The organism is Flavobacterium sp. F52 (genome assembly GCF_000278705.1).
Lineage (GTDB): Bacteria > Bacteroidota > Bacteroidia > Flavobacteriales > Flavobacteriaceae > Flavobacterium > Flavobacterium anhuiense.
Genome location: NZ_AKZQ01000028.1, coordinates 1 through 13,117 on the forward strand (window position 1 = coordinate 1; position 13,117 = coordinate 13,117).

The 13,117-nt window shown below is 33.0% G+C and carries 5 protein-coding genes; 4 read left to right on the forward strand and 1 reads right to left on the reverse strand.

The genetic code is table 11. The features are described from left to right. Positions 1-14 precede the first annotated feature (14 nt). On the reverse strand, positions 15-2,894 hold the full coding sequence (locus FF52_RS14655; RefSeq protein ID WP_008466686.1) for a triple tyrosine motif-containing protein: 2,880 nt from the start codon (positions 2,892-2,894) through the stop codon (positions 15-17). Positions 2,895-3,239: 345 nt separating this feature from the next. Here FF52_RS14655 and FF52_RS14660 point away from each other — a divergent pair, with 345 nt between their 5' ends. The 4 genes from FF52_RS14660 (at position 3,240) to FF52_RS14675 (ending at position 13,106) form a co-directional block, all read left to right on the forward strand. After that, on the forward strand, positions 3,240-6,458 hold the full coding sequence (locus FF52_RS14660) for a SusC/RagA family TonB-linked outer membrane protein (protein ID WP_008466687.1): 3,219 nt from the start codon (positions 3,240-3,242) through the stop codon (positions 6,456-6,458). Between the two features lie 16 nt (positions 6,459-6,474). Further along, complete coding sequence (locus FF52_RS14665; protein WP_035691659.1) at positions 6,475-8,181, forward strand: RagB/SusD family nutrient uptake outer membrane protein; 1,707 nt, start codon at positions 6,475-6,477, stop codon at positions 8,179-8,181. A gap of 26 nt (positions 8,182-8,207) precedes the next feature. Then, complete coding sequence (locus tag FF52_RS14670; RefSeq protein ID WP_008466689.1) at positions 8,208-8,999, forward strand: hypothetical protein; 792 nt, start codon at positions 8,208-8,210, stop codon at positions 8,997-8,999. A 984-nt stretch (positions 9,000-9,983) separates the two neighbouring features. Continuing rightward, positions 9,984-13,106, forward strand: a complete 3,123-nt coding sequence (locus FF52_RS14675; protein ID WP_008466690.1) for a SusC/RagA family TonB-linked outer membrane protein — start codon at positions 9,984-9,986, stop codon at positions 13,104-13,106. The last annotated feature ends 11 nt before the right edge of the window (positions 13,107-13,117 follow it).

A 13,117-nucleotide genomic window follows, 5' to 3' on the forward strand; every position in this document is an offset into this window, starting at 1 on the left:
ATGGTTTTCTTTTTTTATATACTCATTAAAAATCCAATTAGGTTTTCTTTTTTGTTTAATCCCAATTTCTTTCTTAAACGGTAACGGGCTAACTCAACGCCGCCTGTCGAAATATTCATAATCTCTGCTATTTCTTTGGTCGACATATTCATTAATAAATAAGTTGACAAATCCAACTCTCTAGGAGATATAGTTGGATATTGGCCTTTTAAACGCTTTAAGAACTCGAAATGTACGTTTTTAATGTGTTTTTCCAAGTCTTTCCAGCTCTTGTCGGTATTTACTTCCTTTACAATGCTTTTATGCAGTTTGCTGAATTCAGCCTTAGTAGTTTCATCTAGAATTCCAGTATCGATATCTTTTAGTTTATGGATGATTCCATTTAAAACTTTATTCTTTTTTACAACTTGTAGAGAATTGTTAACTAGTTCTTTATCTTTTGCTAAAATTTTGATTTGGAGCTTATCGTTTTTCAGTTTTTCAATTTCTTTTTCCAAATCATGCTGTTCGTGTCTGATTTTTGCTTCCTTTTCAAGATATAATCTTCTCTGCTCAATGGTCTCATAATACCTGTTTTTTCTAATCTTCAGTTTGATTCTGATTGAGATTAGATAAGCGCCAAGTAAAATGAGTACCAAGTAAAATAAATAAGCCAAAAAGTGTCTGTACCAAGGAGGCGATACCGTAAATTCGACTTCGGTAATATTCGATTCTATGCCATAACTATTTCTGGCTTTTAGTTTCATTACATAATTGCCTTCCCTTAAATTCGTGTATTCTTTGATAGCTGTAGACGACCAACCGCGCCAGTTCTCTTCAAAGGGTTCTAATTTGTAGGAGTACATTACATTTTCCTGATTTTCGTACGTTGGCGATGCAAAAGTAAATTTGACACGATTGTGTTTGTACGGTATGCTGTATGATTCCAATTTATTTGTTAGATTTCCAGTCAAAATTGTATCTCCAGGATTCGTAAAGCTTTCAATAAAAGCTTTCGGTTTTGTCATAAAAGTGTTTGGAATAGTCGAATTGTAATGCGCCAAACGATCTGTTAAGCCAATGAAAATGTTTTGTGGATCTATTGCGTTAACCGAAATGTAGTTATTTACCAAATTCCCTGTTAAATTCGAAAATATCGCTTGCTTCTTGGTAAAAGTTCCATTATTATTTTTGACTAATACGCCAAGAGATTCATTAAACGCGTACCAAAGGTTTCCTGCAGAATCCTCAATTAAAGTGTTTATAGTAGGTATGCCCTCAAATAATTTCGTTATTTTTTTATCTTCAAAAAACGTTTCTTGTTCGACAGAATATCTATAAAAATGATTTTTTACTTGGAAATATACTTTACCGTTAATGTTTTGGAGACTGTTTATTCCCTTAAATTTTTCTGAAATGTTGACATGCTTTTTTATGAAATCAAATCTTTTTAAATCTTCGGATAACTTTACTTGATATAAAAAAGGATTTTTTTTCAGCCATAAATAATTTGCGTCAATTTCTACAGAAAAATTATTGGTCGTTTCATCAAATCCTTTTACTTGATGCAGATAGTCATATCCAGTAGACGATCGTTTAAAAACAGAGAATCCGTTATAGCTTTCTCCTATAATATAATTTTCGTGATCTGGTATTTTTTTAAATCCAAAGTATCCTTTATTGTCTAGTATTTTTGACACCCTGTTGTTTTGGATAATTAATGCCCCACTATTACTGGCGCATATTAAAACATTATTTAAGACTTGAATATTCCAAACTTGAGAAATGGTTCCTTCAACTCTTGAGAATGGACTGTCTTTAAATGAAGCTCCCCAAGGATGATAAAATAACCCCTGATTGGTAGCTACATACAGGTTTCCGTTATGTGTTGTTGAGGCGTATACTGTACCGATGTTATAACTGTAATCAAAATAGGAAAAAGGCGAATTTTCATTTACAAAGGTAATACCATTATCAAGCCCAAGCCAGATATTGCTCTTTTTGTCAACAAAAGAGGCGAGAATCGTATTGTTCTGAATACCCTTTTGACGATTTAAATGCTGGATTATTTTTCCGTTTAAATCACAGATAATGGCTCCGTCCAATACAGAATTAAGAATTATAAATTTGTTTTTGATGATTGATCCCCCAAGTGAAGTATTTTTCTTGACAAACTCGTTGGCTTCTGTTGCCCACGGTTTAATTATGCCATTTTCAGATATAAATAACCCTTTTTCTAAAGTAGCGTATAATAATTTGTTGTTTGGCAATTGAAAAAGAGACCATATTTCTTTGTCATTAAAAACAGTAGTTCCTTTTATTGCTGTAAGTTTTCTGTTTTTGTATTCAAGTACTCCTAACGTTTTATCTTGAAAATACAAACGGTTATTAACCAAAAAAGAAAATTGGAACTTGTGAGGAGCGGTTAGAGTGGTAACTTTTTCATTTTTAAGAAAAAATACTTTGCTAAAAGACTGAAAAATAACTTCTCCATTAAAAATATGAATTCTCCAAATGAGATTTATATTTTCTTTATCTATTGGGCTCAATAGATTGTATAAAGAATGATACTTTAAAATTCCCTTTTCATCATTTTTAAAATATCCAAATTCGTTATTTCCTCCAACAAATATTCTTCCTAAAGCATCAATTTTCAAGCTTCTGATCTCAGATTTGTTAGGTAAAGAGTATTTATGCCAATTAGAGCCGTCAAATTGGATTAGACCGCTGTTATTTGCGAAATAAATATTTCCATTTTTATCTTGGTCAATACTCCAGTTTTGAGTTCCACCTTTGTACTCTGATCTTTTATAATTTTTTATATCTGGAATTCCGATATTTTTTACCTGAGAAAAACTTTTCGTTTGTAAGAAAAATAATAAAAACAATGCGAAAGATCTAACTACGGATTTCATAAAATTTTAAATATATTTTTATTATAAATGCTTTATTTTGATTTTAAATTGTTGATTTATCAAACAGAATAAATCGAATTTTTTAAATTATTTTTAATTTATAACGTATTGCTTACTGTTAAACTACTGTAATATACGTTTTTTTTAATTAACATTTTTGTAACATTTTTTTTTCAAAATTAAATTATTGTAAATTAATTAATTATGTGATAAATGTTGTGTTTTTGTAGTGTGTTAAAATTTAATTTGAAGTGTTTTTGTAAAGAAATTTAATCTAATACTTATTAAAATTTAACATTATAATTGCAATGAATTACTAATTAATTAACCAAAATTTTTAGAAAAATGAAATTAACAAAATTATTTATTTTTTGTATTTCGTCTTTACTGTTTTCTGTTGTCACCTTTGCTCAGGATGTGACAATAAATGGAATCATTAATGATGAAAGTGGATTACCCGTCCCAGGTGCGACGGTTTTAGTAAAGGGAACCAATAAGGCAACGGCGTCTGACTTTGATGGGAAATTTCAGATTAGCGCTCCCTCTAATGGAACTTTGACAATTAGTTTCGTTGGTTTTGAAACTTTAAATGAGGCAATAAACGGAAAAACAAAACTTACTATTGTCCTCAAGGCAGTATCTCAAAGTTTAAATGAAGTTGTGGTTATCGGATACGGAACACAAAAGAAAGCTTTAATTACTGGCGCTTCCTCGAATTTTAAAGGAGAAACGCTGCAGGAACTAAATACAGGATCTGCAATGGAGGCACTTCAAGGTATTGCACCAGGTATTAGTATTACTAGAAATAGCGGAGCTCCGGGTGCTGGTACTAAGGTTACCATTCGTGGATTAGGAACCGTAGGGAATTCTGATCCTTTATATATTGTTGATGGTGTAACTGTTGGAAATATTGATTATTTGAGCCCTTCAGATATTGAGTCTATTGATGTTCTTAAAGATGCTGCTTCCGCCGCAATCTATGGGTCTAGAGCAGCAAACGGAGTTGTCTTAGTAACTACTGTAAAAGGTCGCAAAGGAAAACCAGCCAGAATTAGTTATGATTCATTTTTTGGAATTCAAAACACGTATAAAAACGTAGATCCTCTAAATGCACAAGAATATATGTATATTATGGATGAAGGACGAGTTAATGACGGACTTGCTCCTCATGACTGGAAAGCTATTTTAACAAATAATAGTTGGTTGGAGAATAATTACCCAGCAGCTGGAACTCAATATGGAAATGAAATTTGGGAAAAGCTTCAAAATGGATGGAAAGGAACAAATTGGGTGGATGAAATGTCAAAAAAGAATGCTCCTGTTGTAAATCATGCGCTTAATATCACAGGAGGAAGTGAAGATATTACTTACTCAGTTGGTCTTTCCTACTATGATCAAGATGGTATAATTGGAGGTAATATTGTAGATGCCGGATTCAAAAGGTTAACTGCAAGAATGAATAGTCAAATGGTTCTGAAAAAGAACGATAACCACAGTATTATAACCATAGGAGAGAACTTAACTTTTACAAATACTCAAAATAGAGGGGTTTCATCCGGTAACATTTATGGTAACGATTTGCATAATGCCATTGTTCAGAATCCATTGCAGCCAGCATATTGGGAGACTAGTGTAGAAAGAAATATTAATGAATTCGGTTTTTCACCAACTTTAGATGGTTTATCTACAAATCAAACAAATCCTTTAGCAGTGTTATTCTATAGAAGTAATTACAACTATCCTAAAGATTATAAAATTGCAGGAAACGCTTTTGTAGAGATTGAACCCATTGCTAATCTTAGATTTAAATCGGTTTTTGGTATAGATTCTTGGTTTGGAAATGGTAGATCTATGAATCCAACATATCATTTAGGAGTATTGTATAATGATAATGTTGATGGAGCTTCTCAATATTCTTATTTTGGAGCTAACTCGACTTGGACTAATACAGTTTCATATCAAAAGCAATTTGGTAATCATAATGTTAATGCTGTTGTCGGAATCGAGCAATTTAAAAATATAGCAAACAATAATTTAAGTGGTTCTCGAAATGGGCTATTATATCCAGGGGATCCAAGATATGCATATATTAACAATACTAAGAGCCCAACTTCTATAGCAGATATCAATACTTCAGGATTTGATTCTGCTGCTGGCGGAGGTGGTATTATGTCTTATTTTGCAAGAGCACAATACGATTACAAAGAAAAATATCTTCTTTCTGCTATTATACGTCGTGACGGATCTTCTAATTTCGGAAATGGATATAAATATGGTAATTTCCCTTCTGTATCTACGGGTTGGGTTATTTCAAAAGAAGATTTTATGGCAAGCACTTCAAAAGTTCTTAACTTCTTGAAATTAAGAGGAAGCTGGGGGCAAAATGGTAATCAGGCTATTCCTCCATTTATTTATTCTTCTACTATTGCATATGCTTTTCCTGGTTACTTTTTTGGAGATACGAAACCAGTTTCAGGTCCGACATCATATCCTGCTAGAGTTCCAAATCCATATGTTAGCTGGGAAACATCAGAACAGTTAGATTTCGGATTAGATGCAAGCTTATTTGATTCTAGATTAGGAATTACATTCGACTGGTATAATAAGACTACAAGAGATTGGTTAGTTGAAGCTAAACCTCCAGGAACATCTGGTGCAGCACCTCCTTATATTAACGGTGGAGATATTGAAAATAAAGGTTTTGAAATTTCTGTAAGCTGGAAAGATAAAATTGGTGATTTTAAATATGGACTTACTTTAAGTGGAGCTGCTAACAAAAATAAAGTTACTAAGGTTGCAAATGCTGATGGAATAATTCATGGGCCAAGTCATGTGTTGTCTCAGGGAACTTCAGAAGTTTCTAGAGCACAAATAGGTTACCCAATTGGATACTTCTATGGATTTAAAACTGCGGGAATTTTGCAGAACCAACAAGAAGTTAATGCCTATGTTGGCCCAACTGGTCAGCCATATTTTGCAGATCAGCGCCCAGGAGACGTTCGTTTTGTAGATTTAAACAATGACGGTGTTATTGATGAGAAAGACAAAACAATGATAGGGGATCCAAATCCAGATTTTCAATTGGGTATTCAGTTAAACTTAGAATATAAAAATGTATACTTAAATACTACAATGTCTGGAAAATATGGAATGCAAATAATGCAGTCTTATAGATCATTCTCTGATATGCCAAAACAAAACTATACGTCAGATGTCTTTGATCGTTGGCACGGAGAAGGAACATCAAACAAAATGCCTCGTTTAAGTTCAGTTTCTAATAGAAATACAAACGAGATATCTGATATCTACATGCAGAATGCAGATTATTTGAGAATCAACAATTTAACGGTAGGTTATAATTTTAATGAAATATTGAAAGATGTCAAGTTTATAAGTAATCTGAAATTCTACGTAGCAGTAAACAACTTATACACTTTCACTAAATATGATGGTATGGATCCAGATGTTCGTTTTGGACATGATGCAAGTTGGGCTTCTGGAATTGATTTAGGTTTATATCCGCAAGCAAGAACAGTGATGTTTGGACTTAGTGCTGATTTTTAATATTAATACAACGAAAATGAAAAAACTAAAATATATTATAGCGGTTTCTGCAATTTTTATCGCAACAAGTTGTGATGATTATCTGGATCAGGATAATCTTGGAGAAAAAGGCTTGGAGACTTATTATAAGACGCCAACAGATATTGAAGAAGCAATGGCAGGTGTTTACAATGCCATTTACACAGCAAATATCCATAGCGAAGAACAGATTGCAGCCAATTTGATGGACAATATGATGCTTGGTGGCGGTGGTCCCGATGATAAAACAGCCAAATGGGTTGATAATTTTGAAGATCCGGCAGAAGATACCTATCATGATATGTGGAAGCAATCTTATAACGGTATTTCGAGAGCTAATGCTATTATAGAGTCAGTTCCAAAAGCAGATTTTTCTAAGTATTTTAAAACTGCTGCTGAAGCAGAAGACTTTAAGAAACAGGCATTAGGAGAAGCATTATTCATGAGAGCTTTCTTTTACTTCAGATTGGCTAAATTTTTTGGTGGAGTGCCACTTATTATGACGTATGATGCAGATAGATATGTAGGAAGATCAACTTATTCTGAGACTTTTGCAGTTATAGCTTCTGATTTAAAAGCTGCTATTGAGACCATGCCTTCAACGCCTTTCACTAGTATTCCAACAGCTAGATATGGACATGCTAACAAATGGGTTGCTGAGGCATACTTAGGGCGTGTTTACTTGTTTTATACAGGATATATGACTAATGTTGAAAAACAATCAACTACAGATTTGCCTCTTCAAGGTGGAGGTAGTATAACAGCAACGCAAGTAGCTTCTTATTTAGATGATTGTATTAAAAATAGTGGGCATAAATTGGTTCCAGATTTTAGAAATCTATGGCCTTATTCTTATGTCAATAAAAGTGCAGGAAACAATGTATTGCCTTGGGCAGCTACTGAGGGGTTGTCATGGGTAGGGCAAGATGGTCTTAGTCCAACATTTGGAACAGGAAATCCAGAAACTATGTTTGTACAGAGATTTTCTTTTGGGGACTGGGGATGGACTAACGGTAATATCTATACCAATAGACTTGTTTTATTTAATTCTATGCGCGGTAATTCATTAGTTCCGTTTGGTGAAGGCTGGGGATGGTGTACTATAAATCCAAAATTATACAGCTCATGGTCAGACTTGGATCCGAGAAAAAGAGGTTCTATTCTTGAAGTTGGAAGAGCAGATCAGGGAACTGCAGGATATGCGAAAGATAAAGGAGATCACGAAACTGGTTATTTTAATAAAAAATATACATCTATTCAGCACGATAATGGTTCAGGATCAAATGTTGGTATGTTTGTTCAATTATATGCATGGGCAAATACAGATATGCAGTTAATGCATGCTCAAGATTTTATTTTTATGCGTTTTGCCGATGTATTGTTAATGCATTCTGAAATTACAAAAACTCCCGATGGTATGAATACTGTAAGAGCTAGAGCAAAATTGGCTCCAGTTGGATATTCTCTGGAGGCTATTAAAGATGAACGTCTTCATGAATTTGCATTTGAAGGTATCCACTGGTTCGATATACTTCGTTGGGGAGATGTTGAAAGCTCATTTAATGATGTAATTCCAGTTCGAAATTCTGGTGTTGAGGCTAATTATAGCGTGAAGTATAGACCTGAAACAAAAGGTTTGGTTCCAATTCCAGAAACAGAAATGAGAATTTTAAATGGAGTTTATGCGCAAAATCCAGGTTGGTAATTCAATAACTATTAATAACAAGAAAGATGAAAATTAATAATATAAAATATTTACTAATTGCTGCATTTGTGCTAGTCTTCTCGGCTTGCGATCCGATTGTGGATGAACAGCATTTAAAAAATTCTACTGATGTCGCGGGAGTTGAATTAGTTGCTAAACAAAGTCCTGCAGGAGGAAACAAGATCACATTGAGCATGAATACACCTGGAGTTACAGGTTATTGGGATTATAATTTAGGAAAAGCGCTGACTAACGAAGTAACTATTGTTTATCCAATTCCAGGTAAATCGACTTTTACATTCGTAGGGACTCTAGGAGCAGAATTTTTTACTAAAAAAATCGATGTGCAGGTGGACAGACTTGACACTCCATTAGAACAGGATTGGTATGATTTAGTAAGTACAAACACTTCAGCTGGTAAAACATGGATTTTTGATGGTGTTGCTGGCAAAGGTGACATGTACTGGTTTATGTCTCCTCCAGATAATCCAGATTCAGCTATGAGTGCATGGTGGAATGCAGGTGATTGCTGTCCTCCGTTAGATGTTAATGGTAAAATGCATTTTGATTTAAATGGAGCAGCAAATTATAATCATTATCAAACTGCTTCTGCAACAGCAGAAAAGGGAAGTTTTGTTTTGGATATTGCTAATAAAAAGCTATTCATCAAGGATTCAAAAATTTTAGGATATGAAGCTGGAAATGCTGCTAACGAGTATACTATTATTACACTTAATGAAGATAAGTTAGTACTGTATGTTCCTAGAAGTTTAAAGGATGCAGGAACTGGTTGGACATTTGTTTACAGACCTGAATAATAATATTTTGTGTTAGTTATTTCGAAAAAGGAAGACTAAAAGATTCCTTTTTCGAATTTCAAACATCTTATGTTTCTTTAATTGTAGAAGCATATTTTAAAATTTAAACTATGGTTAGTTTAAGTTAAGTTTATTGCCTGGGTAGCCCATAATTTCGATTATGGGCTATTTTTTTGTTCTAGTTGGAGTTAAATAACTGTTAAATATGCCTATAAAAAGAGAATGTAAAGAGGTGAAATCTTTGCTCTAATTCAATTAGCACTGTATTCGGATACGATTCTATATTCTTTTCGTGTAGAGCAATACTAAAGAATTTGAGAACTAAGCTGGATCATTTGCTATCTCTTTTGAATGATTATTAGAAATTGTTTCTTCTCTTGTATTATAAGTTAATCAATCTTCTGAGAGATCTTAAATTTTGGGATATTATAGAAAAGGACCATCACTTCATTATTTTCAGTAAAAAACATCTTTTTTCTTCATTTTCTGAAGTGATTTTTTTCAATTTTTTATTTAAAAATCGTCTTAAAAGTAAAATATTTCTTATAAATTTATTAAAAATAGGATTTTTCTTTCTATAAAAAATATTGTCAATAATGTAAAAAAAGTAGGGTAAAAATATGATATTCTCTATTTCTTGATTTTTGTTAAAATTGAACTTAATGTTGTTGTAATTGTCTATAGTATAGTTGTTTATGGATTTGTTAGTGCTACTATCACGTTGTAGTTTTGATAATTTTTAATACACTTTTCATACAGAAATATAGTGTAGTGTTATTTTTTAAAATTAACTTTTCTTTAGTACTATTTTTTGTTTTTTTAATTGCTTAATAATCAAACAATTATGATTTTTTTGATGTGTTTTTATAATATTATTTTTTTTAATTTGATGTGTTTTTGTAGTGACTTCAAGATGTGAAAAGTGAAAATTTAGTTTTAGTATTGCATCAAATTACTAATTAATTAACCAAAATTTTTAGAAAAATGAAATTAACAAAATTACTTGTTTTTTGTATTTCATCTTTGTTATTCTCGGTTATAGCTGTGGCTCAGGATGTCACAGTAAATGGAATAATTAACGATGAAAATGGTATGCCTGTTCCAGGTGCAACAATTTTATTAAAAGGTACTACAAAATCTACTGCGTCAGACTTTGACGGGAAATTCCAGATTCAAGCGCCTTCAAGCGGATCATTAACAATTACGTTTATTGGTTATGCTACAGTAACTGAAGCTATAAACGGAAGAACAAAAATTACAGTTCAATTAAAACCAGAATCACAATCTTTAAATGAGGTTGTTGTTGTTGGATACGGTACTCAAAAGAAATCTGTTGTAACTGGGGCAATCTCTAGTGTAAAAGCATCAGATTTGGAAGATTTACCAATAACAAGGGTGGAACAATCTCTTCAGGGGAGAGTTTCTGGGGTTACTATCGCAGCAAATGCAGGACAACCTGGATCTTCTTCTACAATACGAGTAAGAGGTATTACTTCTTTTGGAAACAATGAGCCTTTATGGGTTGTTGATGGTGTAATTGTTGATTCTGGGGGTATTGGTTATTTGAATCAGTCTGATATAGCTTCTATGGAGGTATTAAAAGATGCTGCATCTCAAGCTATTTATGGTGCTCGTGCGGCTGCAGGAGTAATTCTTATTACAACTAAAAAAGGTAGATCTGGTAAAATGACCGTGAACTATAATGGTTATACTGGTTTTTCGGCTGCATCAAGAAAACTAGATTTATTAAATGCTACTGAGTACGCTACTATAATGAATGAAAGATATGCAAATGGTTATACAGATACTACGAAACCTTATGATCTTCCGTACAAAAACGTTTCTTCTTATGGGGAGGGGACAGATTGGCAAAAAACGATTTTTAATGATAACGCTCAAAGAACTGGTCACGAATTAAGTTTATCAGGGGGAAATGATGTTTCTACTTTCTATGTTTCTTTTGGGTTATTAGATCAAGAAGGTATTGTAGCTACGCCAATTTCTAACTACAATAGAAAAAACATCCGTTTAAACTCAACACACAAAATTGTAAAAGGATTAACTTTTGGTCAAACTTTAGGTTACTCTCATGAAAAAACAGTCGGTATTGGAAATACAAATAACGAATATGGGGGACCACTAAGTTCTGCAATCAATTTAGATCCAATTACTCCTGCTATTGTTACAGATCCAACTGTTGCAGCTGCATATCCATATAATCAAAATTATGTTTTAAGAGATCCAAACGGAAATCCATACGGAATTTCTCAAGTAGTAACTCAAGAGATGAGTAACCCTTTGGCTTACATTCAAACTAGATTAGGAAACTATAATTGGGCGGATAATTTTGTAGGAAATGCGTACCTAGAATTAGAAGCAATTAAAGGTTTAAAAATTAGAAGTACTTTAGGAGGTAAATTAGCATATTGGGGGTCAGAAAGTTTTACTCCTGTATATTACTTTAACTCTTCAACTATTAATGCGAAAAATAATTTGAGCAGAAGTTCAAATAGAGGTTTTGGATGGAATATTGAAAATACTATTTCATACGCAAAACAAATTGAAGATCATAACTTTTCAGTTTTAGTAGGACAAGGTGCTTATGTAGATAATATCACATCTGGCTCTACAGTGACTTATTTTAACATTCCTTATACTAATTTTGATGACGCAACATTCCCGAACGATCATCCACAAGACAATATTACTGCCTCTGCTTATAATGGTTATGAGCATAAAGTAACGTCATTATTTGCGAGAGCAAATTATGATTACAAAGAGAAATATTTATTTACAGGTATTGTGCGTCGTGATGGTTCCTCTCGCTTTGGTCAAAATTACAAATATGGAACTTTCCCTTCATTCTCTTTAGGGTGGGTGCCAACTAAAGAAAATTTCTGGCCAGAAAACAAGGTAGTAACTCAATTAAAGTTTAGAGGTGGGTATGGAATTACAGGTAGTGATGCTATTGGAGATTTCAAATACTTAGCAACTATTGGTTCAGGAAGAAATTATACTATTGGAGATCAAGGCTCAGTAGTTGTTGGTAATAGCCCTAATGCACCAGCGAATCCAGATTTGAAATGGGAAGAAACTAGCCAGGCAAACGTTGCTTTTGATATTACATTCTTCAACGACTTATCATTAACTACAGATTTTTATGTTAAAAAATCTACAGGTATTTTGCAAGATATTGACTTACCAGGTCATGTCGGTAGTACAGGTAGACCTTCTGCGAACATTGCTGATATGGAAAATAAGGGTGTTGACTTAGAGCTTTCTTATCGTAAAAAAATTGGTAAAGTTGGTTTTAGCGTAAGTGGAAATATTTCTTATTTAGAAAATGAAGTAACTAATTTAGGAAAAGACATCCAGTTTATCTCTGGTGATGCCTCTTTCCAAAATATGGGTGCAGTAACAAGAACACAAGTAGGACAATCTTACAACTCTTTTTACGGATACAAAACACAAGGAATTTTTCAAAATCAAGCAGAAATTAATGCTTACACAAATGCTACTGGCGGTTTAATTCAACCAAATGCAAGACCTGGAGATTTTAGATGGCAAGATCTTAATGGAGATGGAAAAATTTCTGATGATGATAAAACTTTCCTTGGAAGCCCACTTCCAAAATATACATATGGTTTCACAGTTAATTTGGATTATAAAAACTTTGATTTGTTAATCTTTACTCAAGGAGCAATTGGAAACAAGATTTTTCAAGGACTTCGTCGTCTAGACATTACAGATGCTAATTACCAAACTTCTGCTTTAGGTCGTTGGACAGGTGAAGGATCAACTAATTCGTACCCAATTTTATCAACAGTTGATAACAACAAAAACTTCTCAAACCCATCAGATTTCTATTTAGAAGATGGAGATTATTGGAGAATTAAAACCATTCAAATCGGTTATAACCTTCCAAGTGATGTGGTTGCGAAGGCTGGCCTTTCAAAAACAAGACTTTATTTGACGGGAGAAAATTTATTAACATTTACAAAATACTCTGGATATGATCCTGAGATTGGAGGAGGAGTTTTTGGTATCGATAAAGGATATTATCCACAAGCAAGAACTGTAATGGTAGGGGTTAATTTACAATTTTAAAATTAAGAATT

What these genes read in the sequence shown, in the direction of transcription:
- FF52_RS14665 (WP_035691659.1), top strand. Translation starts at nt 6,475, where the DNA reads ATGAAAAAACTAAAATATATTATAGCGGTTTCTGCAATTTTTATCGCA.
- FF52_RS14675 (WP_008466690.1), top strand. Translation starts at nt 9,984, where the DNA reads ATGAAATTAACAAAATTACTTGTTTTTTGTATTTCATCTTTGTTATTC.
- FF52_RS14670 (WP_008466689.1), top strand. Translation starts at nt 8,208, where the DNA reads ATGAAAATTAATAATATAAAATATTTACTAATTGCTGCATTTGTGCTA.
- FF52_RS14660 (WP_008466687.1), top strand. Translation starts at nt 3,240, where the DNA reads ATGAAATTAACAAAATTATTTATTTTTTGTATTTCGTCTTTACTGTTT.
- FF52_RS14655 (WP_008466686.1), bottom strand. Translation starts at nt 2,894, where the DNA reads ATGAAATCCGTAGTTAGATCTTTCGCATTGTTTTTATTATTTTTCTTA.